Source organism: Acinetobacter sp. YH01018 (genome assembly GCF_013420295.1).
GTDB lineage: Bacteria > Pseudomonadota > Gammaproteobacteria > Pseudomonadales > Moraxellaceae > Acinetobacter.
On sequence record NZ_VOYL01000014.1, the window covers coordinates 1 to 23,923 of the forward strand.

At 43.5% G+C, this 23,923-nt stretch carries 23 protein-coding genes; 11 read left to right on the forward strand and 12 right to left on the reverse strand.

Annotation, left to right across the window (positions count from 1 at the left end):
* Positions 1 to 160 precede the first annotated feature (160 nt).
* A complete protein-coding gene (gene pyrE / locus FTT83_RS06790; RefSeq protein ID WP_086196546.1) occupies positions 161 to 811 on the reverse strand; it encodes an orotate phosphoribosyltransferase in 651 nt (216 codons plus the stop codon).
* A gap of 40 nt (positions 812 to 851) precedes the next feature.
* On the opposite strand from pyrE, the gene FTT83_RS06795 reads away from it, so the two are divergent.
* Positions 852 to 1,670, forward strand: coding sequence for an exodeoxyribonuclease III (locus FTT83_RS06795; RefSeq protein ID WP_180044649.1), 819 nt, complete (start codon positions 852 to 854; stop codon positions 1,668 to 1,670).
* A 484-nt stretch (positions 1,671 to 2,154) separates the two neighbouring features.
* A complete protein-coding gene (locus FTT83_RS06800; protein ID WP_180044657.1) occupies positions 2,155 to 2,502 on the forward strand; it encodes a Spx/MgsR family RNA polymerase-binding regulatory protein in 348 nt (115 codons plus the stop codon).
* Between the two features lie 76 nt (positions 2,503 to 2,578).
* On the opposite strand, the gene FTT83_RS06805 is transcribed toward FTT83_RS06800, so the two are convergent.
* Complete coding sequence (locus tag FTT83_RS06805; RefSeq protein ID WP_086196549.1) at positions 2,579 to 3,016, reverse strand: DUF2147 domain-containing protein; 438 nt, start codon at positions 3,014 to 3,016, stop codon at positions 2,579 to 2,581.
* Positions 3,017 to 3,170: 154 nt separating this feature from the next.
* Between FTT83_RS06805 and FTT83_RS06810 the strand changes: the two genes are divergently transcribed.
* Entirely contained in the window at positions 3,171 to 4,082 is a 912-nt protein-coding gene (locus tag FTT83_RS06810) for an alpha/beta hydrolase (RefSeq protein ID WP_180044656.1), read from the forward strand.
* An 83-nt stretch (positions 4,083 to 4,165) separates the two neighbouring features.
* On the opposite strand, the gene FTT83_RS06815 is transcribed toward FTT83_RS06810, so the two are convergent.
* On the reverse strand, positions 4,166 to 4,732 hold the full coding sequence (locus FTT83_RS06815; RefSeq protein WP_086196551.1) for an FMN-dependent NADH-azoreductase: 567 nt from the start codon (positions 4,730 to 4,732) through the stop codon (positions 4,166 to 4,168).
* A 259-nt stretch (positions 4,733 to 4,991) separates the two neighbouring features.
* Here FTT83_RS06815 and FTT83_RS06820 point away from each other — a divergent pair, with 259 nt between their 5' ends.
* Entirely contained in the window at positions 4,992 to 6,191 is a 1,200-nt protein-coding gene (locus tag FTT83_RS06820) for a GGDEF domain-containing protein (protein WP_180043171.1), read from the forward strand.
* On the opposite strand, the gene FTT83_RS06825 is transcribed toward FTT83_RS06820, so the two are convergent.
* The 5 genes from FTT83_RS06825 to FTT83_RS06845 form a co-directional block, all read right to left on the reverse strand.
* Positions 6,188 to 6,868 carry a glutathione S-transferase family protein gene (locus FTT83_RS06825; RefSeq protein WP_180043170.1) on the reverse strand — a complete coding sequence of 227 codons (681 nt, stop codon included), beginning with the start codon at positions 6,866 to 6,868 and terminating at the stop codon, positions 6,188 to 6,190. The two genes, FTT83_RS06820 and FTT83_RS06825, sit on opposite strands and share 4 nt — an antisense overlap.
* A gap of 4 nt (positions 6,869 to 6,872) precedes the next feature.
* Complete coding sequence (dsbD, locus tag FTT83_RS06830) at positions 6,873 to 8,627, reverse strand: protein-disulfide reductase DsbD (protein ID WP_257224434.1); 1,755 nt, start codon at positions 8,625 to 8,627, stop codon at positions 6,873 to 6,875.
* 102 nt (positions 8,628 to 8,729) lie between these two features.
* On the reverse strand, positions 8,730 to 9,500 hold the full coding sequence (locus tag FTT83_RS06835) for a transporter (protein WP_180043168.1): 771 nt from the start codon (positions 9,498 to 9,500) through the stop codon (positions 8,730 to 8,732).
* A gap of 14 nt (positions 9,501 to 9,514) precedes the next feature.
* Positions 9,515 to 10,057 (reverse strand): ankyrin repeat domain-containing protein, encoded by a 543-nt coding sequence (locus tag FTT83_RS06840; protein ID WP_180043167.1) that lies wholly within the window; start codon positions 10,055 to 10,057, stop codon positions 9,515 to 9,517.
* 175 nt (positions 10,058 to 10,232) lie between these two features.
* A complete protein-coding gene (locus FTT83_RS06845; RefSeq protein WP_086196557.1) occupies positions 10,233 to 10,610 on the reverse strand; it encodes an HPF/RaiA family ribosome-associated protein in 378 nt (125 codons plus the stop codon).
* Positions 10,611 to 11,103: 493 nt separating this feature from the next.
* Between FTT83_RS06845 and FTT83_RS06850 the strand changes: the two genes are divergently transcribed.
* Together FTT83_RS06850 and FTT83_RS06855 are read left to right on the forward strand one after the other, a co-directional pair.
* The gene (locus tag FTT83_RS06850) at positions 11,104 to 11,841 is read left to right on the forward strand and encodes an outer membrane protein OmpK (RefSeq protein ID WP_180174308.1); all 738 of its coding nucleotides are present in this window, start codon (positions 11,104 to 11,106) and stop codon (positions 11,839 to 11,841) included.
* Between the two features lie 111 nt (positions 11,842 to 11,952).
* Positions 11,953 to 12,459, forward strand: coding sequence for a GNAT family N-acetyltransferase (locus FTT83_RS06855; RefSeq protein ID WP_086196559.1), 507 nt, complete (start codon positions 11,953 to 11,955; stop codon positions 12,457 to 12,459).
* 54 nt (positions 12,460 to 12,513) lie between these two features.
* Here FTT83_RS06855 and parE read toward each other — a convergent pair whose 3' ends face one another.
* Both parE and FTT83_RS06865 read right to left on the reverse strand, forming a co-directional pair.
* Complete coding sequence (gene parE / locus FTT83_RS06860) at positions 12,514 to 14,394, reverse strand: DNA topoisomerase IV subunit B (protein WP_086196560.1); 1,881 nt, start codon at positions 14,392 to 14,394, stop codon at positions 12,514 to 12,516.
* 14 nt (positions 14,395 to 14,408) lie between these two features.
* Positions 14,409 to 14,996, reverse strand: coding sequence for a YqiA/YcfP family alpha/beta fold hydrolase (locus FTT83_RS06865; RefSeq protein WP_086196561.1), 588 nt, complete (start codon positions 14,994 to 14,996; stop codon positions 14,409 to 14,411).
* A 249-nt stretch (positions 14,997 to 15,245) separates the two neighbouring features.
* On the opposite strand from FTT83_RS06865, the gene FTT83_RS06870 reads away from it, so the two are divergent.
* Positions 15,246 to 16,577 (forward strand): hypothetical protein, encoded by a 1,332-nt coding sequence (locus tag FTT83_RS06870; protein WP_180174307.1) that lies wholly within the window; start codon positions 15,246 to 15,248, stop codon positions 16,575 to 16,577.
* 367 nt (positions 16,578 to 16,944) lie between these two features.
* Here FTT83_RS06870 and FTT83_RS06875 read toward each other — a convergent pair whose 3' ends face one another.
* Together FTT83_RS06875 and gshA are read right to left on the reverse strand one after the other, a co-directional pair.
* A complete protein-coding gene (locus FTT83_RS06875; RefSeq protein ID WP_086196563.1) occupies positions 16,945 to 17,469 on the reverse strand; it encodes a disulfide bond formation protein B in 525 nt (174 codons plus the stop codon).
* Positions 17,470 to 17,487: 18 nt separating this feature from the next.
* On the reverse strand, positions 17,488 to 19,065 hold the full coding sequence (gene gshA, locus FTT83_RS06880) for a glutamate--cysteine ligase (RefSeq protein ID WP_180174306.1): 1,578 nt from the start codon (positions 19,063 to 19,065) through the stop codon (positions 17,488 to 17,490).
* A gap of 226 nt (positions 19,066 to 19,291) precedes the next feature.
* On the opposite strand from gshA, the gene FTT83_RS06885 reads away from it, so the two are divergent.
* The 4 genes from FTT83_RS06885 (at position 19,292) to argS (ending at position 23,880) form a co-directional block, all read left to right on the forward strand.
* Positions 19,292 to 19,831 carry a DUF924 family protein gene (locus tag FTT83_RS06885; RefSeq protein ID WP_180174305.1) on the forward strand — a complete coding sequence of 180 codons (540 nt, stop codon included), beginning with the start codon at positions 19,292 to 19,294 and terminating at the stop codon, positions 19,829 to 19,831.
* A 51-nt stretch (positions 19,832 to 19,882) separates the two neighbouring features.
* Positions 19,883 to 20,434, forward strand: coding sequence for a hypothetical protein (locus FTT83_RS06890; protein ID WP_086196566.1), 552 nt, complete (start codon positions 19,883 to 19,885; stop codon positions 20,432 to 20,434).
* 30 nt (positions 20,435 to 20,464) lie between these two features.
* Complete coding sequence (locus FTT83_RS06895) at positions 20,465 to 21,772, forward strand: DUF445 domain-containing protein (protein WP_180174304.1); 1,308 nt, start codon at positions 20,465 to 20,467, stop codon at positions 21,770 to 21,772.
* Positions 21,773 to 22,089: 317 nt separating this feature from the next.
* A complete protein-coding gene (gene argS / locus FTT83_RS06900; RefSeq protein ID WP_180174303.1) occupies positions 22,090 to 23,880 on the forward strand; it encodes an arginine--tRNA ligase in 1,791 nt (596 codons plus the stop codon).
* Positions 23,881 to 23,923 lie beyond the last annotated feature (43 nt).

Genomic DNA, 23,923 nt, shown 5'->3' on the forward strand with positions numbered 1-23,923 from the left:
GAATAATTCAAGTGAATTTGTTTGAAAGAAGAACTTTAAAAGCTTTATTTTCACCCGATAAAATACCCATAAAACAAGAGGAAGCTCAAATGAGCTTCCTCTTGTGAAAAATTGTGGGACAGCAATGAGCACATGGCTTCCCTTTTTAACCATTGACCGATCAGATACCGTATTTTACACGATAGGCTTCCATTTTCGCTAAAGCGTCTTTTTCGCCTTTAGCTTCCAAGAAATCCATCAAATCTTTCATGGTAATCAAGGCATGAACTGGAATTTCCAGTTCTTTTTGAACTTCCTGAATAGCAGACAATTCGCCCTGTCCTTTTTCCTGACGGTCTAGAGCCACCAATACTCCGGCAATTTGCGCACCAGCATTTTTAAGAATGGTGACCACTTCACGAATGGCTGTACCTGCAGTAATGACATCATCAATAATCCAGACTTTTTTGCCTTCAACCGATGCGCCAACCAGCACCCCGCCTTCACCGTGATCCTTGGCTTCTTTACGGTTAAAGCCCCAAGGTACACTTACACCATGATTTTGTGACAATGCCACGGCAGTCGCAGCAACAAATGGAATACCCTTATAAGCCGGGCCAAAAATCACTTCGACATTGTCACATGCCGTTAATTTGTCTGCATAGCCTGAAGCCAGTAGCGTTAACGCCTCGCCATCATTGAGCAAACCCGCATTAAAAAAATAAGGACTCACACGACCCGATTTTAAAGTAAACTCACCAAATTTAAGCACACCACGTGATAATGCAAGTTCGATAAAAGCTTGAGGGTTAAAAGTCGCTTGCGACGTCATGAGGTGCTCCAAAATTCATAAATAGAGGTAAGACTTGCGCATGATACCAAAGAGTAGCTATCCAAGTGATCAAAAAATTCTAAGAGTCGTTTCAATTAACGTAAATGGCTTGCGTTCAGCAGTGACCAAAGGCTTGCTGGAATGGCTGGAACAGTCAGATGCCGATGTCATTTGTATGCAGGAAAGCCGGATCACCCATGCGCAGTGGACTGAAAAATTTAGACCTGAAGGCTGGTACACGCACCTGTTCCCGGCAGAACGTGCAGGCTATGCCGGTACCGCCATTTATAGTCGCCTACCTTTTGTCTCCGTAAAAGATGGTTTAGGCTTTGAACTGGCCGACTCTCAAGGGCGCTTTATCGCTGCCGAATTTGATCTCGGTTTAGACAAGCCGGTATACATCTGTTCGCTGTATTTGCCTTCAGGTTCATCCGGTGAAGAAGCACAAGCCCGTAAAGATCACTTTTTGGATCAGTATCAAGACATCTTAAAACAATGGCGGGATGAAAATAAATCGATCATCGTCTGCGGTGATTACAACATTGTGCATAAACGCATTGATATCAAGAACTGGTCGGGCAACCAGAAATCTTCAGGCTGCCTGCCACATGAACGCGCCTGGCTCGATCATATTTATGATGATCTGGGTTATGTCGATACTTTCCGTGAAGTGCGCAAGGAAGCCGAACTTTATTCATGGTGGTCTAATCGCGGACAGGCGCGTGCCAAAAACGTCGGGTGGCGCATTGACTATCAAGCCTGCTCACCAGACTGGAAAGCCCGTACTGTCAATGCCTGGGTGTATAAGGAGACCTGGTTTAGCGACCATGCACCGGTGATTATTGATTATAAAATATAGTCCATAATGCGCATTGAGTGAACTATTGTTCACTCAATACAGGCTTATAGATTACAAAAGATGTCGAATTTGTTGCTTTTTATATAGATCTTTTAAGTGCATTATTGTCGCACGGCACAGGGATAAGTCAGGATGACTGAAAAGGGATAGGATGCCGTAGGATGAAACAGAATAAAGCACTTCGGTAGCTTATTTTGCAAGGATGTGACAATGGACGTTGAAATGAGACCCGCATAATCAGGATGATTGAATGCGGGTTTTCTCTATTCGTTATCTTTATTTTTTCTTTTCTATTTCTATATTTTTTCTATTTTCTATATATTTAGAATAATCATATGGTTCTTATTTATAGTTTTATAATTACAAATCTAAATGTCAGTTTAATGACAGCTGAATTTTTTAATTTTAATCATTTAATTCACTCTAGAGCTTCTGATGGATTTTCGTTACGCTATTGAAGAATAGCAAATGGAATAATTCACCTATGCTGAAGATTTATGGTATCAAAAACTGTAATTCAATGAAAAAAGCCTTTGACCTGCTTAATCAACTTGGCCTTGCCTATGAGTTTCACGATTACAAGAAACAAGGCATTGCTGCTGAAACGGTAAAAACATGGCTGGATGCCAAAGGTCAGGAAGTCATCCTGAATAAAAAAGGCACCACTTGGCGCAAACTGAGCGAAGCGGAACAACAAACAGCTTTAAGCAGTGAAGAAAATCTCATTGAAGCGCTCACCTGCCATAACAGCTTAATCAAACGTCCTGTGCTTGAAACTGCTTCTGGTTATATCGTCGGCTTTGATGAAGAAGCGTATCGGGCATTAAAGTAAGCCTCCTGCACCATCCGCATTAAAAAAGCCTGAGATTGTCAGGCTTTTTTTGTTTTATCCATTAGGCTAGGCAAACTTAGTTTGCGCGAACCCAAGTCTGGTTACGGCCTAAAACAGATACGCCAATAAAACCGCGTAATTCGAGCGTTTTACCGCCATTTGCCAGTTCACCTTTGAGTTTGTAGGTTTTGCCTGAAGAAGGGTCAAGGATAGTACCCTCTTCATAACTTGTACCACCGACATTTTTAAGACCGTGAACAATCTTTAAACCTTTTAAAGATTTATTATGATATGGACCTTCACATTTTTTACATGCCTGTTCTTCGCCCGGTGTCAAAACTTTTTGAATACTCGCAGACAATGTGCCATTTTTTTGTTCAGTAAATTTTACGATTGCTTTGGGTTGTTTTGTTTTATCGTCAATCGTTTTCCAAACTGTTCCATTTAAAGGATCAGCAGCATTTGCCAAAGCTGTTAATCCGAGCAATCCTAATGCAAGAGCAATTCTTTTCATTTTTTTTCGTTTCCTAGTCTAGTGTAGACGGCCTTAGTATTAAAAAGTCACAACATATTTGCAATTCTTCCGTGTGACCGTTTAGTGTAATCTTGTAACTTGAATTGGTAAACAACCAGTTATCCCCCAAAAGATATAACAAGATGGAAAAAACATGAAGATAAATCCGTTATGGAAACAATTAATTACAGAAAGTTTTTTAAAAACCACCATCCGTCTGCCAAGCCAGTTTAACTTACCTCCAAATTCAGCACGCTTTGTCATTGAACAAATGTGCCGTCTATTTCCGCAGAATAAAAATGTCAGTATTCGCCCAATCCGTCTTGCCTGTTTACGTGCTGAAGAAATCAAACCTCACAATGAGGCCACACAGCTTATTTTACATATTCACGGCGGTGCATTCTTTTTAGGATCCTTAAATACCCATCGGGCATTTGTATCCGACATGGTGGCACGGACTCAAATGCAAGCGCTGCACGTAGATTATCCTCTCGCGCCTGAACAGCCTTTTCCTGAAGCGCTGGATGCGCTGTTTGATGTTTACAATATTTTGCTCGACCAAGGCATACAAGCCAAGGATATTATCTTGTCCGGGGATTCCTGTGGTGCCAATCTGGCTTTAGCCTTGGCACTTAAAATTCGTGATGAACAGCTGCCCCAGGTCAGCGGTCTGATGCTATTGTCACCCTTTTTAGATTTAACCCTGACCAGTGAATCCTTACGCTATAACCAGAAACACGATGCCTTATTGTCCATTGAAACCTTAGAAACCGGAATTGATTATTACGTCCCTAAATCGATGGATAAATCACATCCCTCAATTTCTCCCCTGTTTGCAGATTTAACCGGATTACCTCCTACACTGGTACAAGTAGGATCGAAAGAAATTCTGCTGGATGATGCACAGCGCTTTAAAGAAAAAGCAGAACAGGCCAATGTTGAAGTGACTTTTAAACTTTATACCGGCATGTGGCACAATTTTCAGATGTTCCATGCGTGGTTTGATGAAGCCAAACAGGCACTGGCCGATCTGGCTGAATTTGCCCATGCACTGGATCAAAGCTAAATTTAATCCGCAATGAACCATATTCCATAAAAAAGGTCAGCCGAAGCTGACCCAAGAGGAATCATGGATAGGATGATTTCACATTACAGGCTTTGCACCTGAGCTAAAGCGCTGGCAATTGCCTGATCTTTTGACTCTGCACCCATATTGACACCTTCTGCACGAATAATTTCGACATCGTTCACACCGGTGAAATTAAATACAGTTTTCAAAAAACCTTCCTGAAAATCTGCCGGGCTATTTTCACCATACACGCCGCCACGACTGCTGGCGATATAGGCTTTTTTCTCACCAGCCAAACCAACAGGACCATTTTCAGTATATTTAAAGGTTTTACCGGCCACACTGATCCGGTCAATCCAAGCTTTTAGCGTAGACGGCAAGCCAAAGTTATACATTGCTGCACCGACTACAACCACGTCCGCATCCAAATATTGCTGAATAATTTTTTCACCTAAGGCTGCCTGTTCAGCATCTTGCCCCATCAAAATTTCAGCGGTTAAATGTGGAATGGGCTGTTGTGCCAAATCCAGATATTCTACGGTCGCATCTGCATGCTTGGCTTGCAACTGAGTGACAATCGCCTGACTTAATTGGCGTGAAACAGAAGCATCACCTAAAATACTCGAATCGATATGTAAAACTTTCATGCCTGTTACCTTCATCTTTATTTATTCAATGTAGGCATTTTAATCGACCACTAAAAATAGAATAATACGTTTATATACAACACAACGTTCCATATTTAATACAACAATAATTCAGCTAAAAGTACTTTTTAGACCAAAAAGTACAAAAAACAACCATTACCATTACTGAAAAAACGTGCTATGTTGTGAATTATTAAAAATAAATCTACTTATTTCACATTAATTCATGATTTAGACAATCAAGGATTATATTTATCGAATGAAGCCAATCTTTTCACCAAATCATGCCTTCTCATTCAAAGAAAAAATTGCGAAATACCTGTTAGAAGATGGGGGTGTAATGAATTGGAGTGTCCTGAATAAATGCATTTTGATGCTGATTTTAGGAAGTTCAGTGCATATGATCTGGATTATCTGGAAAGTTTTTGTGCTTTTATCTCCTGAAGTCTGGCCTTGGGTAAATTTACCCTTGCTCAAACTACAGCTGGAAATGAATATCCTGATTTTGACCGTCTTTATTGCGCTGATTTACCCATGTTCGGCATGGCGTAAAAAAGCCTGGGTACAGCAATGCCTACCCTATGTATCCGTGGGGATTTTGGTCATGTCTTTATGTCGTGATGGTTATGTGATCGGCGTACTCAGTCCGGCCACCATGATCACTTACATGTGTCTGCTCACGGTGGGCCTGGTGCTGTTTAACCGTAAAATCGTTTATTTCGCCCTTATCCCGGCCACATTATTTTTACTGGTTTGCGGGTATTTAGCCTTGCAAGGTCAAATCAGCTACGGTCCGTTGTTTAATCTTCACACCCAACCCTACCAGAATATGTTTTGGGTGCTGACAATGATGTATTTCATTGTACCAATTCTTATTACTTGTTTAATTTTATTTGAAATTTTACTTAGCCAATGGCGGCATCGAGAAAAACTGATTCAGCATTTAAGTCAGGTTGACCCACTGACCAATACTCTTAACCGGCGCAGCATCAACAATTGTCTGGAAAAACTAGAACGCAAGCCCAATGAATCTTATGCACTGGTGTTAATTGACCTGGATCATTTCAAGCGCATTAATGACCAATACGGGCACGATAAAGGCGACGAAACCCTGATTCAGGTCAGTCAAGCACTCTCTCAAATCATTCGAGATAGCGATATGCTGGGCCGTTTTGGTGGAGAAGAATTTCTTCTTATTTTAAATCATTCTTCTCTAGAACAGGCACAAATTATTGCTGAACGGTGTCGTCAGGCCATTCAACAGCTTCATTTATGCAGTGAATCGGGAGAGATCATTCCGATCACCGCAAGTTTTGGCATTGCACTATCCAGTCCCTTACTCAATTCGCAACAATTGCTCAGCCGGGCAGACAAGGCTCTGTATGCAGCCAAAGGCTACGGACGCAATCAGGTCAAGTGTTATCAGGCAGAGTTGTTTACTGAGCCCAAGCCCTGCTAAAGCGGCTGCTGTTGATACGACTCTAAATAATTCACCCAAGCTTGTTCTTGCAACGCGCCTTCCATCCACAGTTTCATGGCCGGATGTTGCAGCATGGTGTGCATATACTGCTGTGTCGACTCACTGACCGGTAAGGCATAGGTCATAAGCCGCGTCACCACCGGGGCATAAAATGCATCGGCAATTGAAAATTCACCACATAAAAAACCGTTCACCTCTGGACGTTCTGACCAGATCTGTTCGATCCGTGCCACATCTTGCCTAAGCTCGGCATTGTCCTGCCATAAACGCTTACCCACATCGGCTAAATGGGCTCGGATATTCATGCCGCAGGCATTGCGCAAACCTGAAAATCCGCTATGCATTTCCGCCACAATACAACGTGCATGCGCACGCTGCTTGACATCTTGTGGCCACAAATGCTCATTGGGGTGCCGTTCTGCCAGATATTCACAAATCGCCAGCGAATCCCACAGCATCAAGTCATGATCGATCAATACCGGGACTTTCCCATTGGGGTTAATGGCCAATACATCCTGCTTGAATGTGCCGGTGTTGCGTTCTGCGGGAAACGGAATCATGAATTCCTGAAAAGGCAACTGAAAAGCCTGTAACACCAGCCACGGGCGCATTGACCAGCTGGAATAATTTTTATTGGCTATATAGAGCTGATACATCACATTATGATCCTATATGCTGTTGAAACAACTCAAGCTGTTTCAGTAATTCAGCCTCGCTAAAAGCACCGGTTAGACGTAAACCACGAATTTCCTGCTGCTTGGCATCCAAGAATAAATAGGTGGGCGGCCCTAAAATATCCCATTGATTCAATAAGGCCTGATGCGTTGCATCATAGTTACTCAAATCCAGTTTAATCAAAAAATACGGCGCAAGTGCTTGTTGGACTTGAGTCGATTTTAGCACCTGATGTTCAATGGGCTGACATGCCACACACCAGTCTGCATAAACATCAATAACAACCGCCTGATTGGAGGGCGCACTGGCCAATAACTGCTGAAATTCATCCGCTGTTTTCGCCACATGCCAGCTGGCCTGGGTCGTGCTTTGCCCGATAAAAAACCGCTGACTGTGTTGATATTGAGTATAAGCTAGATAAGGCATCACCACGAGCAAGACGATTATATATAAGGCCCTCAGCGGGGTCTGTTGCCGAATGCGGAAAAGGATATACACAATAAAACAAATGCCCAGACCTAAGCCTGCCCATTGCAGCCAGGCTTCAGAAATAAGCGGACGAATAAAATACAGGGCCAGGGCTAGCATGATAAAGGCAAACAGCACCTTAATCTGGTGCATCCACAACCCTGCTTTAGGCAACACCCTGGAACCCAGTACACTGGCCAGAAGCAAGGGCGTTCCCATGCCAAAACCCAAGGTGAACAGCAAGAGTGCCCCCTGCCACTGGCTTTGATTCTGGGAAATAAATAACAGTGCCCCGGCTAGAGGTGCGGTCATGCAGGGTCCAACCAGCAGTGCAGAGATCATCCCCATAACACCTGCCCCAATCAGGCTGCCACCTTTTTGTAGCGACTGGGCCTGATCGAGGCGGTTGACCAAAGTTTGGGGCAATTTAATTTCAAATAAACCGAATAAATTTAGTGCAAATAAAACAAATAACGCACTAAAAGCAATCAGGGTGGAAGGCTGCTGTAACCAGCGCTGAAAATTCAAACCAGCAGATGAAGCAATTAAGCCTAAAACCGCATAGACCATGGCCATACTGCAGACAAATACCAGAGCAATCATCCAGGCTTTCAGCCCTTTACTGTCGCGAACAATCAGCGAAGTTAAAATCGGCAGCATCGGTAATGAACATGGCGTAAAGGCCAACAAGATGCCTAAACCGAAAAACAGCAATAAGCCATACAGCAAAGAGCTTTCAGCCAGTGTTTCCGACCACATTTGATCTTTTGCAGTATCGCGTATGACGGGCTTTTCTGTCGGTTGAATGCTATTCTGTTCAGCACTCAAAGTGTTTTGACCAGTTACAGAACTGTTTGAAGATGTTGAAAGATCCAGCAGGCGCTTGCTTGCTCTGGCCTGATTTTGCAACAGCACCAAACCGTCAATATCGGTCTGAAACTCAATGGTTTGCGGTGGATAGCAAATCCGGTCCTGGGCACAGCCCTGCCACGTCACCTGATAGGTTTTTGAGGCTTCGGTGGGAACCGTGAATTGGACCTTATGAAAATAGACCTGGGTATGGCCATAATTTTCATCATGCAAATCGGTTGCTGACGGCAATTTTAAAGCCAGCTTTTGCGTCCCTTGCCGGACTTCAAATTTATGCTGATATAAATAATAGCGATCTGGAATCGTCCATTTGAGTTGGGCTTCATGTGTGCTACTGGATTCAACACTAAAAGAAAAAGCATCCTCGGGTGCAAGCAATTGCTCTTGCGCCTGCAGTGTCATGGAGCACAATAAAATCACACTACCGATCAATCCGCATATAGCGAACCGAAACCACAAGCCAAGCTCTAGAAAATGCTTTTTCATATCAGTTTATTTTTTTAATTAAAATAGGAATGCAACGCCCAAACCTGATTGATAGCTTTTATCTCGACCATTTAAGTCCACACCAATACTGGCATCCATTTGCACACGCTCATTCATCGCATAAATGAGTCCTGAACCCAGTGCATATTCATAATTCTGACTTTCGGCTTTGCGATAGACCAGTTCAGAAAAACCGGACAATTTATCGGTAATTTTATATTGAATGTTCGGGATTGCAGTTACCGCCCAATTGCTGTTTTGTGTTTCATAACGCATAGTGATGGAAGTACGGATTAAATCACTATAGTCATAAGCGACAGCCGAAGTCAGGCTGTAAATATCATCTTCATTGCTAAACGCATGATTGCCAGTTGCAAGAATCGCTTCAGCTAAAATAGCCATAGAAAGCTTTTCATCATCCAGATTGATGGCTTTTTTTACCCCGATGCTGACATCGCCCAAACCGTCTTCTTCAACAGACTGACCCGCTGCTTTGGTTTTTGACCAGGATGGACCTTGCCAGCCCAACTGCAATTCAATATCTTGAGCTAAACCGGTACGTAACAACATGTCGGCATTTAAAGTGGTGTTTTTAACTTTAATTCCGGTTTCATCTCTACTTTCTGAATAGCTGAGGCTGGGTAAGCCTTGTTCCCATGCCAGCTGACCGACGGGCGTAATGCCAGTGCCGATTCCCGCACCTGGACGGTCAAAAGAAAAATCGGCAGCCATCGCATTGATACTGAAACCCGCTGCAAAAATGAAACTTACTGTTTTTACGACTGACATGGTTGTCTCACTAATTATGTTAATTCTTTAGTCATTTTAGCCCCATAACTACGGAGCAACTCTAAAGTTTGCTTTTCTTCGGCCAATGCTTCTGACCAGTTGATTTCATCAAAGTCACAATCAAAGAATAAATCACTAATCGAAGATAATATGGTCTGACCATCTTCATCTTTGGTATTAGGATCTACTTTTTCATCCAGTAAACGTTGCACTGCAGGCACGCAGGCGGAGCTGGCAGCATCCCATAATGGACCATACAGTTCTTCGGCATCCCATAAATGTAAATTGACTTTGGCTTGAATAAGCGCCTCTAAAATTTCAAGATGAACTGCCAGATTCTGCTGTTTTTCTTGTTCAGATAAAGGTGAACCGGCTTCATAAGCTTCGCAAATATGCTCCCACCAGTGGAACAAACCATCGGACCAGACAGAAATGGCCGGACCTTTTTCCAGATCAATAAAATTCGGATCGAGACCTTCTGCCAAAAGACGTTGTACCTGAGCAAGATCCAGCTCTTCTATTGCCTGTACAAAGACTTGTTGTTGTGCTGTTAACATGGAGAAAATACTCTTCAATCATTTTTTAACTATTATGCCGAATAAACTGTCATTTGTTTTAGCTAAATGTATAAAGAGTATATTTTTTATTTCTGTTGCCCTGTCCCAAATAGCGCATTAAAACGCCCATAAAAAAAGCTCCGAAGAGCTTTTTTTTCTTTAAGCAAGATGTTGCTTAATCATTTACATCGTCCACATCACTGGCTTCTGCAGTTTCAGCAAGTACCGGCACTGCGGCACGAGGGTCATCTATTTTCTCAAATAGATGTTCCAAACTGCGTTTTAAACGGTCAATGGCTCCATGTATGGCAGTATCGATATTATGACCATGATGGTTCACCACTACTGGTTTCAAACCTGCCGGGCGTGCTTCGATCATGCAGTGAATATCATCTGCACCACCTTTTGGACCATTTTCATCGCTAAAATGAACCGAGAAATGGGTAATACGTTCGCTATAACGTTGGAATTCAGCATTCAGTTCTGCACGAACATAAGTAATTAAACGATCACTATTTTGGATGTTTTTATCGGTACGAATTTCAATGTTCATATAATTTCATCCTCTTTATTCATCAAATCTTTTTTTGTGCAAAACTTCTTATCTTGGCACGTTTCACCTTGCTGTTAACAACAGCGCTGAGCATCTTCAACCTAGTTTGGAACGAGTTCCTCCACATTGAATGATGAACACTTTTAACTCTGCAGATTCGTGTCCTTATGCTTTGAATATAAGGGTCTAGGTGAAGCTTATGCAAGTAGTATTTTGATATTTTTTTTAAATACCCTATAACGTATAAGGAATTTGACTTTCCCTCTAAATAATTTGATAAATATCATATTATTTGTTTGCGGATAAAATGCCTTCTTCAAACTGCTTTACTTTTTTTATCAACATGTATTTTTAGGTATCAAAGCGGTGTCTTGATTTTAATCAGGAGCACTCTGAGAAAAGCAGACTATTTTTTTAACCATTGATCAATTTTGGCTTTATTTTTGCTAAAGAATCTGTATGCTTTGCTTGCTTCTCGGGGGAGATATTTTTAATGAAATTTACACAATTTTTTGCTACATGTGCATTGGCTTCAACAGCTGCACTTACACAGGCTTCGCCAGTGGTATGGCAAGACTTCAGCGTAACTGGTCTTTATGGTGAAAACTATGAAGTGGGTACTGAAGACCGTACGACCGTGACTGCAGAATATGCAGCTAAACTTAAATACTCGGATGTATTTTTCTTTGTTGACCATCAATTGGATGGCAATGATGAACAAAATACATATTTCGAGTTAGCGCCACGTTTAAGCTTAGGCGAAGTATCTGGAAAAGATCTTTCTTTTGGTCCAATTAAAGATGTCCTTATTGCGACAACTTGGGAACACAATGCCGGATACGATCAAAACCAAGAGTTTAATAACTTCTTGTATGGTGTAGGTTTCTCTTTAGATATTCCATATACCCAATATGCCAATGTGAACTTCTATAAAGCGGATAACGACAAAACTAAAGATGATTATCAAATGACGATCACTTATGCAGTTCCGTTTAAATTGGGTTCTGAAGATTTCCTGGTAGATGCCTTCCTGGATTGGTCAACAGCTGAAAAAGGTGCTCAAGCAAGCGAGCTGAACTGGACCAGCCAGTACAAATGGAATGTAGGTAAGCATATTTCACCTAAAACTAAATTATATGTTGGTATCGAACACTCAGTTTGGAACAACAAATTTGGTATTCAAGGCGTTGATCAAAACGACGTCAGTGCTTTGGTCAAATACCACTTCTAAGCACCACGTTTTGAGCAATAAAAAAGCAAGGCTTCGGTCTTGCTTTTTTATTGCTCAAAGTCAGGTTTATTTCTAAAATCCATAGTCTATTTAGTCGTTCGGCATATGCTCATGGGTTTTCTGATTCGTCCCGCTCAAGTACAAGATCTAGAACATATCCTGAAAATTTATAATGCTGAAATTTTAAATGGTACTGCAACCTGGAATGACCAGGAAAAATCGTTAGAAGATTTTCTGAATTGGTTTAAAAGCCTTACTGAACAACAATTTCCTTTGTTTGTCGCTGAACATTCAGAGACTAAACACATCGCCGGCTATGCCGATTATTCTTCTTTCCGTCAAATTAGCGGGTTTAAACATACAGTGGAACATTCGGTCTTTATTCATCCGGACTTTATCGGACAAGGTCTGGGCAAAGCCTTAATGCTGAAACTGATTGAACATGCACAGCACAATCGTATTCATGTCATGGTTGCTGCGATTGATCATGAAAATCAGGCATCAATTGTGTTACATGAAAAATTAGGTTTTAAGCAGACAGGTTATATGTCAGAAGTTGGACAAAAATTTGGGAAATGGCGTGATCTGGTGTTAATGCAACTCAATTTAAACATATAAAAAAGCCCGCAATTGAGGGCTTTTTTATATGTAAATAATAATTTAACTTAAAAACTAAACTACCAGATCAGCCAGATTACCTTTCTGTTCTAACCAATGTTTACGGTCCGATGAGCGTTTTTTCGCAAGTAATTTATCCAGCAGACCGGCTGTAAAATGCGCGTCGTCCAGATCGAGCTGTACCAAACGACGGGTATTTGGGTCCATGGTGGTTTCCCTTAACTGACTGGCATTCATTTCACCCAAACCTTTGAATCGGGTGATTTGCGGATTTTTACTTTTGCATTTTTTCAGAATGCTTTCCAGTTCGTCTTCATCCAGCGCATAGTGCACATCCTTGCCATCATCAATACGGAATAAAGGCGGCATGGCTACAAACAGATGCCCTTCTTCCACCATGGTCGGAAAGTGTTTTACAAACAAGGCACAGAGCAGGGTCGCGATATGCAGACCATCCGAATCGGCATCGGCCAGAATACAGATTTTACCGTAGCGAAGTTCTGACAGGTCATCACTGCCCGGATCGACTCCAATCGCAATGGCAATATCATGCACTTCCTGAGAACCCAGAACTTCATCGGAGGAGACTTCCCAGGTATTTAAGATTTTCCCGCGAATAGGCATGATTGCCTGAAAATTCTTGTCACGTGCCTGCTTGGCAGAACCGCCTGCAGAATCCCCTTCCACAATAAACAGTTCCGATTCTTCCAAGGTATGTCCTACACAGTCGGCCAGTTTACCCGGGAGTGCAGGTCCGGAAACAATCTTCTTACGTTCAACTTTTTTTGCCGCTTTTAAACGGCGGCCTGCCTTGGCAATCGCCAATTCAGCCAGTTGCATGGCAATGTCTGAATTCTGGTTGAGCCACAGTGCAAAAGCATCTTTGGCGATATTCAGTACAATGCCTGAGGCTTCACGGCTCGACAGGCGCTCTTTGGTTTGACCGGAAAATTGTGGTTCCTGAAATTTTAACGACAGAATGTAGTTCACCCCGTCCCAGACATCTTCGGCAGACAGTTTCAGATTACGTGGCAACAGGTTACGCAATTCACAGAACTCGCGCATGGCATCGGTGACCCCTGAACGTAAACCATTGACATGGGTACCGCCCTGCGCAGTTGGAATCAGGTTGACATAACTTTCCTGAATCTGTTCGCCACCTTCAGCATTCCAGCAAATCGCAAATTCGGCGCTGGCACGTTCAGCTTCGCCAGTAGCCACAAAAGCAGGACTTGGAATGATTTCACGGTCTTCAAGCTCATCCATCAAATAATCAACTAGACCATTTTCGAACTGCCAGCTGATCTTTTCATCATTGATTTGATCAACATAGTTGATCTCTAAGCCTGCCGCCAAAACTGCTTTGGCTTTTAAATTATGTTTTAACGCTTTTAGAGCAAACTTGGGCGAATCAAAATATTTGGCTTCTGGCCAGAAATGTACTGTGGTACCGGTCGCACGTTTAGGTGCCTTACCTTGCAGTACTTCAAGCGGTGCAACCGGTTCACCGTGCTCAAAGGCCATTTTATACAGGTTGCCCTGACGCTGAACTTCGACTTCCACCCGGTCAGATAGGGCATTGACCACTGAAATGCCCACGCCATGCAAGCCGCCGGAAAACTGGTAGTTATCGGTACTGAATTTACCCCCGGCATGCAGCTTGGTCAGAATAATTTCAATCCCGCTCTGGCCATATTCCGGATGGATATCCACCGGCATCCCCCGGCCATTGTCTTCAACCGACAGGGAACCGTCTTTATACACTGTGACGGTAATTTTATTGGCATGTCCGGCAAGTGCCTCATCCACAGCGTTATCAATAACTTCCTGCGCCAAATGGTTTGGACGAGTGGTATCGGTATACATACCCGGACGACGACGTACCGGATCTAAACCAGATAAAACTTCAAGTGATTGAGCCGTATATTGAGACACGTTGTACTGTTTCCTTAATTTATACAATCCGATAAAAACTGTAAGGCCATCGGTATTTTGTCTGCGAAATTTTCCATCGCATGGTTGCCATTTGCTTCGGTAATCAGCATGGACGGATGTGAAGCATTGCTATAATAGCGCTGTGCTTCACGATAATCCAAAACTTCGTCCCCTTGTTGTAATAACACTAAAATTTTGTCCGCATCTTGCACAAATGGCACTGCCATCTGCTCAAGCTGATCCAGATGGGTATGATCCAGCGTCCATTCAGCATTCACCACATAGGGAATCTGATCACTGCCAAATAAGTCACGAAATAGTTGCCATGGTCGCATAGCAGGATTAATTAAAACAGCCGGCACGCCATACTTTGCGACCAGCTGTGTCGCATAAAAGCCGCCTAGACTGCTCCCCACCAGCACGACCTGGTCAAGATTCTCAATCATGGCAGCTAGATGCGCCATTGTCTGCTCGGGCGGCATATTAAGATCCGGCAGATGCACCCGAACCTTCTGACCCTGCTGCTGACAGTAGTCTTTAATTTGCTGGCCTTTTATGGATAAAGCACTGCTTTGAAATCCATGTAAATAAATGATGTTCATGCTTTTTTATTGTATCATTGCCAAATTTAAACTAGATTTATTTTATACCTGAGTTTTAGCTACCCATCTGTTTTTATCTAGATATAACCAAAATTGTCAGACAAAAAAATTAATACCGAAGCTCAATCAACGTTATTGTAAAAGCTGTTCCAGATGAACGATATAAAATGAAAAGCTAAGAGTTTATACCGTGATCCCAAGAAAAAATAAAGAGTATGGGAAACATGGTCACAGAAAGGACAGGATCAAATGCCGAGTTTAACCCCATTACATGAAACCTATTGTAGATGGGACCGTACACCGCCCAGTCAAGCTGATGTATTGGAAGGTCTCGCACAATTGGTGACGACACGTCTCAACGACGTCATGCAGGAGCTGATCCAGGCGATTCAACGTGAAATTTTAATTAGCCTGTTTGGCATGAGTGAACAACGCTCGAAAAAATTGCAAAAAATTCCTTATATCGACAAACTGTACCAGCTGTCCTTCGACACCCTGCTCAACTACGGCAACTATTTACTGGCACCCGGTTTACGTCAGATTATTGAAAAATATCCAAAATTACATGACAGGCCGCTAACACCTGCGCTGCACTTTCTCGTCGGGGTGCTCAACGGGGTGCTGGGTGATTATTTATTAAAATACCAGAACCCGATGGCACTGCCGATGGTGCTGTATAACCACTATGGTGGACTGCAAAAAGGGGATTTATCCGGTCGCGTGGTCATTTTTGTACATGGCTTGTGCATGAACCATCTGGACTGGAGCAACACGCAATATGGCGGTATAGGCGAAAAATTGTTGGCACAACGTGACAATAACACCATGCTGTACCTGAACTACAATAGCGGACGTCGTATCTCGGCCAATGGCCGTAGTCTTTCCCACACCCTAGAAGATCTGATTCGTCGCAATCCGCGTATTACCAGCATCGATTTAATTGGCCACAGCATGGGTGGTCTGGTCTTACGCAGTGCCCTGTTTTACGGTAAACAGAACATGTATCAATGGATACATCTGACCGAAAACCTGGTCTGTCTGGGTTCTCCGCACCATGGTGCAGTCTTGGAACGTTTCGGGTTTATCCTGCAAGACAAACTCGGGCATTTTCCCTTTGTGAAAATCATCCGGCATATTGTCAATATCCGCAGCAATGGCATTCTGGATTTGCGCTATGGCAGTGTCCGCGATGATGACTGGGAACATAATCATGCCCGGATTGGCGGCATGGATGACAACCGTAAACCGGCTCCCCTGCCAAAACATATTAATACGTACCTGGTTGCCGGCACCATTGAATATGAAAACAAAAAGAACCGAACCTTAAAGGTGCTGGGGGACTATCTGGTCAGTGTAGACAGTGCTTTGGGTGAACATCCAAATCCGCGCTTTCAACTGAAAGTGCCACAATCCCATAAAGCGATCTTTTATGGCTTAAGTCATTTTGAAATCAACTATCATTCCAGTGTGGCGGAACAGATTGTGAAATGGTTCTACCCGCCGCAAAATGAACAGGTCAAAGAAGAAGTGCATGAATACCGCATGCAGCTGGAAGATTTATCAGGTATTGCACTGACTTAAGTAAAAAATAAAAAAGCCAACGTTCGGTTTAATGCCAGTCAGTTAAGAAATTGACTGGTATTTTCTTTTTTAAATTCATGACTGTATTTGATATGTGGGAAAGTCATCCGCAACTGTTTGAGGCCGGACTACATTAAAAAATGATTGTTTCTGCGATAAATTTGCGAGTTGATAGTGGCTGACGAGTTTTGCGGATGACAAATGCCTTTGGTTACTTTGGACGAAACCAAAGTAACAAATGAGCTGCAAGGGTTTGATTTAAAATGGTAAGACTCCGCCATGAATCACTAAAAAGTTAAGGAGTTTATTTCTAAACTCCTTAACTGATCAGCATTACAACATTCAGTTGGCTTTTTTATACACCTCTTTATTTTTTCTTGGCTGTTTTATTGTTCATTCCTGGATAGTGACGCAATAGTTGCCACAGGCTGATCAAGGCAAGTACGGTAAAGAAGGCCAATGACCATACCGGAAGAGATAGTCCAAACAGAGTCCAGTCAACCTTGGCACATTCGCCCGAACCTTTCAGCACCTGTTCAAATACCGACTTTAACGGCAAGGTATCCAGCCAATAATCTAAGCCTGGACCACAACTCGGCACCTGATCGGGCGGCAAATTTTGCAGCCAGACATGACGTGCTGCCACCCCTGCGGACCAGAGGATACTAAGCGTACCCAGCAAAGCATAAAAACGCTTAAACGCATTTGAAATGGGGTTATGCAGGAAAGCGATCAGGGAAATGATCCCCAGCCCAATTAGCCCTATACGCTGAAAAACGCAGAGTGGACAAGGCTCAAGCCCTTGTCCATGCTCTAAATACAACGCAAATGCCATCCCCGCGACACTGGCTAAAAATAAAAAACCACTCACGAAGCGATAACTCCATTGCATGGCAAATCCTCTTAATTTTTATCGATAATCGGCAAGATATTGCTCAAAACTGATGCTCGTATCTTGTTCCAGTTGCTGTTGCTGTTGCAATGACTGCCCCGCTAAACCATCAAAATAAGCCAGAGTATCCGGACTTAATGTGTGCTGTTCATAAGTCATTGCATGCTGCAGCGCCATCATACTGCCAAAACCCCAGGTCCCGCCATGTTCCAAAGTATCGGCAATAACCTGTGCAGACAGGGTTTCATCCACTTCATCAATGCGGCTGAGCATGACTGCCAAGGCTGCTGAATACATCTTGGTGCTATAGGCGGCATCCAGTAAATCAGCCCAAGACTGCATTTTGATGACCTGCGCACGTGCCCAGTCTTCAATCGGATGCTTTCCAGCCGCATCCACAATAGTGGCATTCGGTGCACGGCCACGATTGACCACTTCGGCCTGATTACGCTCAATCTGTTCCTGTTCCGGATCGAGCAAATCGGGGCTGTCCTGTACCAGGCAATGCAGCGCCAAAACTTCCAGAAATGCTGCCGTGTTTTCATCAATTCCGATCGGACTGTACGGATTGACGTCGACTGCGCGCAGTTCAACATAACCCACCCCGCGATTTTTCAGCGCCTGGGATGGGGTTTCTCCCGCTTGAGGCACCTGTTTTGGGCGAACCAGGCTGTAGTATTCATTTTCAATTTGCAGCACATGATCATTGATTTGAATCGGTTCACCGTGCTCATCATTGAGTCCTAAACGGCTAAAAGGTGCATAAGGCGTTTTCACGGCTTTCTGCAAACCATCCAGATAATCCGACAGGTTATTGTAATGAATACCCAATTGCTTCTGGGTAGAATTCTGATAGCCAAAATTGCCCATGCGCAGTGCTGTTGCATACGGCAAGAACAGGGTGCCTTTTAATAAAGGCAACAGATGATGTTCACGCCCGGTCATGAAACACTGGCACACAGAAGGGCTGGCCCCCACCAGGAACATCACCAGGGGTGTTAGACGGATGAAATTACGGATCAGGCCAAAGTAACGGTGACTGCGATAATCCTGCAAACTGAGGCTTTTTAGGGCTTCATCGCTTTCATGCTGTTGCAGCGCTTCAAACAATTGATCTGGAAAAGATAAATTATAATGCACCCCGGAAATGGTTTGCATACGGCGACCGTAACGCACGCCTAAACCACGACGATACAAAGTCTTGAAACGTCCAATATTGGAACTGCCATATTGGGCTAAACGAATGTTTTCTTCGTCATCATCCAGCATGCAGGGCATCGACAAGGGCCAGAGCTTTTCGCCATTTTCCAGATGACGGTGCGCAACGGCATGAATATCGGCCAAATAGTCGAGTGCTTTTTCAATGCTGTCTTGTGGAGGAGTAATAAATTCCATCAAGGCTTCGGAATAGTCAGTGGTGATATGCGGATGTGTTAATGCAGAACCAAGTGCCTGAGGATGTGTTGCCTGGGATAAAAAGCCATTGCTTTGCATACGCAGGCTTTCACGTTCAATACCGCGCAACATGCCCTTAAACAGCGAAGAATCCACCCAAGTTGGTACCATAACTTGAGAGGTCGATTCGGGTTGACTCATTAACAATCTCGCTTATCGGAAGATAACTACTAAATAAAACTACTAAAATAAAATCATCAGTTTATATCAGTATAACGTGATTTTTGGCTGCTACATTACACCCTGTATAGTTTTCAAGCAAAACGTCAATTTTATTTCTGGCAAATTTTTATCACAAAGATACTGTATAAGACATCTGAATTTTGTGTTTGTATTGAATAATAAGTGCTAAGGATTTGTAAATATTATGAATTATCCAGATGTTTTGGACTTTTGGTTTAATCCGGAAACCCAGCCGCTGTGGTTTGCAAAAAGTGATGATTTTGATGCACTGATCAAGCAAAAATTTTATGACATTCACCAAAAAGCGGCACAGGCCGAACTGTGGTCATGGCGTCAAACCGCTGAAGGCCGCCTGGCAGAAATTATTGTTCTGGATCAATTCTCGCGTAACCTATTTCGGGATCAAGCTCAGGCCTTTGCCCAGGACCCCTTAGCATTAGCTCTGGCGCAAGAAGCCATTAGCCTAGATTTGGATAAACAATTAAGTCCAGAACAACGGTCGTTTTTATATATGCCCTTTATGCACAGTGAATCGAAACTGATCCACGAATTCGCGTTAAAATTATTTCAACGCTTAAATAATCCACTGAATCTGGATTATGAAAAACAGCATAAAGCCATTATTGACCGTTTCGGGCGCTATCCGCACCGCAATGCCATCCTGGCACGTAGCTCAACTACGGAAGAGCTCGAATTTTTAACCCAACCGAATAGTCGTTTCTAAACATTTATTGTGTCTCCTCCCCGCGCACAGTAAATCGTATGGAGGTTTAACATGAAGAACAGCATTATAGGTTTAACTATGGTCATAGCCATAGCGCTGTCAGGCTGTGCAACCACACCTTCAAAACCGCTAACTTTTGAACAGCTGGGGCAATTCAGCAATACGCCCCTGAATGCACAAAGCTATCGCATCAGTTTTCAGGCCCGTCCTAACATGAGTTTTGGGACTGCCGAAGAAATTACTCTGGTGAAAGCCGCCCAGACCACGGTACAGAACGGCTTCCGCTATTTTAAAGTACTAGCTGATCCAAGTAACCGTAACCAGCCACCTCGTCAGGCTGTGGTCTATTCCAGCCCGATGTACTATCCCTATGGTTATTATCGCCGTTATCCCGGCTTCTGGCCTGACCCGTTTTATGACATGCCGCACGTGGTGACTATTGACCCGGTACAGGTTTCCTATAGCATTGAATGTTATAAAGATCAGAAAAAAGCACCGGATGATGCATTTGATGCCTATTTGATTTTAAAATATTTAGGACAAAAGTATGGCTTGGGCCCTAACGGCCAAGTATTACCACCAGTACCAAAAACAGTAAAATAACAACAGTTTAGTAACCGACAGGAATCCTGCATGACCACAGCGGAAGCAATCACCACACCGAGTTTGCAACGCAGTAAACGCTTTGCCACCATTGCCCTCATCAGTGCCATTGTGACCTGGTTGGTGTTAATGGTAGTGGCCAAACTGATTCCTGAATATGCCTGGCTGGTTCATATTTTCATGCTTTCTGCCGAAGCGGGTGTGGTCGGCGGACTGGCCGACTGGTATGCCATTACCGTATTGTTCCGCAATCCTTTTGGGAAAATGCCAATTCCCAAGTTTCTGCTCGACCACACTGAAATCATTCCGCGCAATAAAGCCCGGATTGCCGAATCGATGGGACGTTTTGTACAGGAAAACTTTTTATCTCCACAAGTGGTGGAAAGAAGCCTGCAAAGTACCGATCTCAGCCTTGCGGTCGGACAATGGCTGGCAAAACCGGAAAATAATACTCAAGTCACTCAGGTCATTCAGCAAACCGTACCGAAGATTTTCGAATTTGTTGGTCAGGAACAGATTGGAAACTTTATTCAAAACAACAGTGTGCAATGGGTGCGTAACACCCAGGTTAACACCCTGGCCAGTGAAATGCTGCGCGCGGTACTAGAAAATGACTTCCATCAGGATGTATTGCAACGCGGACTCGATTTGGCACATGAATGGATGATTTCCCATCCAGAACAAACTAATGAGCTGACCCGCCGGCTGTTCAAAGAACTGGGCGTGTGGAAGCTGGCCAAAGGTGCCAGCTGGATTGGTATTGATGTACAGCAACGCACCATCGATTCACTGATTGAACGGGTGGAATCCATGCTGGCCGATCCGCAGCATCCTTGGCGGCAAAAAATTGAACAGATGGGCCAGCAGCTGATGTTGGAACTGGCAGATAGTGAAAGTGAGGCCAGTGAGCGGTTAAACCGCACCAAAGATGCCCTGTTGGATAGCCCTCAGGTACTGAATTTTATCAGTGGTGCCGTAGTGATCCTCTGTGATGCCATTAAAGCAGACTTGCTCAAACCCGATTCAGGCATTGCGCAAAACCTTCGTGTTGCGATTCAACAGGTCGGGGAAAATATCATTTCCAATCCGGCAGTACGTCAATTGCTGAATGAACGAATGAGTGGGCTTGCCGTCAATTTGAGTGATCAATACAGTGAAAAAGTGATCCGTTTTATCAGCGAACGCATTCATGAATGGGATTCACGCGAAATGATCGACAAAATTGAAAATGAAGTCGGTGGCGATTTGCACATGATTCGGGTCAATGGGGTTGTAGTCGGTGCATTTATCGGTTTGGTGCTGGGGATAATCCGTGCCTTGGTGGATGTATTGCTTTAAAGATCTGTTCAAAATCAATAAAGCCTATTCATCAAAGCAACTGGTCTGGACTAAGAACTGATTCACTTCGATGAATTGGGAGCAGAAAGATTAACCAGTTTGTCTGTTAATTTACGCACCAAAAGCAACAGGGTTAGCACAATGGGAAAAGCAAACACTCAGGAAATCCTGCTTTTTTGAATCTTTTTCAGAATTTTCCTGCTTCAATTCTGCGGTAGTTGTCGGACAAGATTCATTCAATACAAATGCATTCACCTAAAGACCACGAAATTTGCTATATTTGCTGTTTTTCTGCGACATTTATTTTTCGACTGATTATGAATACGGCAATCCAAGCAGCTCTCGATCATGCAGTGCAATCTCTTCAAGCTGAAGGTGTACTTCCATCCGACTGGAATAACAGCGGTCATTTAACGCGAACCAAAGACCGAAGCCACGGTGACTTCGCTTCGAATATTGCCATGATTGGTTCTAAAGCTGCGGGTATGAAGCCTCGTGATCTTGCAGAAAAAATTCTTGCTGCATTGCCTGAAGTAGCAGACATCAGCAAAGCAGAAATTGCGGGTCCCGGCTTTATTAACTTCTTTTTAAATGCCGACCAGCGCTTTGCTGTTTTAGACCAGATTCAAGCACAAAAAGATCAATTTGGTCGTACCCAAGCCAATGGTGAAAAACGCGTTCAAGTCGAATTTGTTTCAGCAAACCCGACTTCTAGCCTGCACGTTGGTCATGGTCGGGGTGCAGCCTATGGCATGACCGTTGCCAATCTGCTGGAAGCAACCGGTGCCAAAGTTGACCGTGAATATTATGTCAATGATGCTGGCCGTCAAATGGACATCCTGGCGACCTCTACATACCTTCGTTATTTAGAGCTTACGGGTCAAACCTTAGTCTTCCCTAAAAATGCTTACCAAGGCGACTACGTTAAAGAAATCGCGCAAAGCATTATCGACCAGGATGGTGAGGCTTATGTACGTCCAGTGGCTGATGTCTACAAAGATGTGCCTGAAGATGTTCAATATGCTGCCGAACTGGATGCAGATGGCAACAAGGTGGTGTTATCGGGCGATAAAGAAAAACACATCGATGGCTTGATTCACAATTCTCAAGCATTGATTGGTGAAGGCTACCGCGTCTTCCATCAAGCGGCACTTAAAGCCATTCTTGATGACATTAAAGATGACCTAGGCGAATTTGGCGTAACCTTCAACCAATGGTTCAGTGAAGCATCTTTAACTGAAAAAATTGAAGAAGCGCTACAAACATTAGATCAACGTGGATTCCTATACGAACAAGATGGCAATATCTGGTTTAAATCGACTGAATTTGGCGATGAAAAAGACCGTGTAGTCAAACGCCGGAATGGTCAAACTACTTACTTTGCCTCTGACATTGCTTACCACCTGAATAAACTACAACGTGGCTATACCGATATCGTCGATATCTGGGGTTCAGATCACCACGGTTATATCGCCCGTGTTAAAGCAGCGATTGATGCCATGGGTTATGACTCGAAAAAATTGACCGTGCTTTTGGTTCAGTTCGTGAGCTTGTGGCGTGGTGGCGAGATGGTGCAAATGTCATCCCGTTCAGGTCAGTTCGTGACTTTACGTGACCTGCGTAAAGAAGTCGGCAACGATGCAGCACGTTTCTACTACGTGATGCGCAAGTCTGAACAGCACATCGATTTCGACTTGGACCTTGCTGTTTCTCAAAGTAAAGACAATGCCGTGTATTACATTCAGTATGCACATGCCCGTATCTGCCGTATGCTAGAAAAAGCGGTTACAACAGGTGTGAACTTTGATGCTGCGAATGCACGTCAATTTGCGGCGAAACTTGCGCTGGATGCAGAAACAGAAATTCTGGCCAAACTTGCAGCCTACCCTGAGATCGTGATTCGCGCAGCCAACAGTTATGAGCCGCATCAAGTCGGTAACTATCTGAAAGAATTGGCAGCATTATTCCACGGTTGGTATAATGAGCATAAAGTACTTAATGATGATGCTGAACTTACACAAGCCCGTTTATTACTTTCAGTAAACGTACAACAGGTTTTACGTAATGGTTTAGAATTATTAGGTGTATCTGCTCCTGAGGCGATGTAAGCAAAACAAGGTTTTGCATCACCGCAAGACCGAAAGCTATGCT

Excerpts from the sequence above, each read along its gene's own strand:
- FTT83_RS06805 (WP_086196549.1), bottom strand. The coding sequence starts at position 3,016 with ATGAAAAGAATTGCTCTTGCATTAGGATTGCTCGGATTAACAGCTTTG.
- FTT83_RS06795 (WP_180044649.1), top strand. The coding sequence starts at position 852 with ATGATACCAAAGAGTAGCTATCCAAGTGATCAAAAAATTCTAAGAGTC.
- FTT83_RS06895 (WP_180174304.1), top strand. The coding sequence starts at position 20,465 with ATGACCACAGCGGAAGCAATCACCACACCGAGTTTGCAACGCAGTAAA.
- argS (WP_180174303.1), top strand. The coding sequence starts at position 22,090 with ATGAATACGGCAATCCAAGCAGCTCTCGATCATGCAGTGCAATCTCTT.
- FTT83_RS06855 (WP_086196559.1), top strand. The coding sequence starts at position 11,953 with ATGGGTTTTCTGATTCGTCCCGCTCAAGTACAAGATCTAGAACATATC.
- pyrE (WP_086196546.1), bottom strand. The coding sequence starts at position 811 with ATGACGTCGCAAGCGACTTTTAACCCTCAAGCTTTTATCGAACTTGCA.
- FTT83_RS06835 (WP_180043168.1), bottom strand. The coding sequence starts at position 9,500 with ATGTCAGTCGTAAAAACAGTAAGTTTCATTTTTGCAGCGGGTTTCAGT.
- FTT83_RS06875 (WP_086196563.1), bottom strand. The coding sequence starts at position 17,469 with ATGCAATGGAGTTATCGCTTCGTGAGTGGTTTTTTATTTTTAGCCAGT.
- FTT83_RS06845 (WP_086196557.1), bottom strand. The coding sequence starts at position 10,610 with ATGAACATTGAAATTCGTACCGATAAAAACATCCAAAATAGTGATCGT.
- FTT83_RS06850 (WP_180174308.1), top strand. The coding sequence starts at position 11,104 with ATGAAATTTACACAATTTTTTGCTACATGTGCATTGGCTTCAACAGCT.
- FTT83_RS06800 (WP_180044657.1), top strand. The coding sequence starts at position 2,155 with ATGCTGAAGATTTATGGTATCAAAAACTGTAATTCAATGAAAAAAGCC.
- FTT83_RS06865 (WP_086196561.1), bottom strand. The coding sequence starts at position 14,996 with ATGAACATCATTTATTTACATGGATTTCAAAGCAGTGCTTTATCCATA.
- FTT83_RS06810 (WP_180044656.1), top strand. The coding sequence starts at position 3,171 with ATGAAGATAAATCCGTTATGGAAACAATTAATTACAGAAAGTTTTTTA.
- FTT83_RS06885 (WP_180174305.1), top strand. The coding sequence starts at position 19,292 with ATGAATTATCCAGATGTTTTGGACTTTTGGTTTAATCCGGAAACCCAG.
- FTT83_RS06820 (WP_180043171.1), top strand. The coding sequence starts at position 4,992 with ATGAAGCCAATCTTTTCACCAAATCATGCCTTCTCATTCAAAGAAAAA.
- FTT83_RS06825 (WP_180043170.1), bottom strand. The coding sequence starts at position 6,868 with ATGTATCAGCTCTATATAGCCAATAAAAATTATTCCAGCTGGTCAATG.
- FTT83_RS06870 (WP_180174307.1), top strand. The coding sequence starts at position 15,246 with ATGCCGAGTTTAACCCCATTACATGAAACCTATTGTAGATGGGACCGT.
- FTT83_RS06815 (WP_086196551.1), bottom strand. The coding sequence starts at position 4,732 with ATGAAAGTTTTACATATCGATTCGAGTATTTTAGGTGATGCTTCTGTT.
- gshA (WP_180174306.1), bottom strand. The coding sequence starts at position 19,065 with ATGAGTCAACCCGAATCGACCTCTCAAGTTATGGTACCAACTTGGGTG.
- FTT83_RS06890 (WP_086196566.1), top strand. The coding sequence starts at position 19,883 with ATGAAGAACAGCATTATAGGTTTAACTATGGTCATAGCCATAGCGCTG.
- FTT83_RS06840 (WP_180043167.1), bottom strand. The coding sequence starts at position 10,057 with ATGTTAACAGCACAACAACAAGTCTTTGTACAGGCAATAGAAGAGCTG.
- dsbD (WP_257224434.1), bottom strand. The coding sequence starts at position 8,627 with ATGACACTGCAGGCGCAAGAGCAATTGCTTGCACCCGAGGATGCTTTT.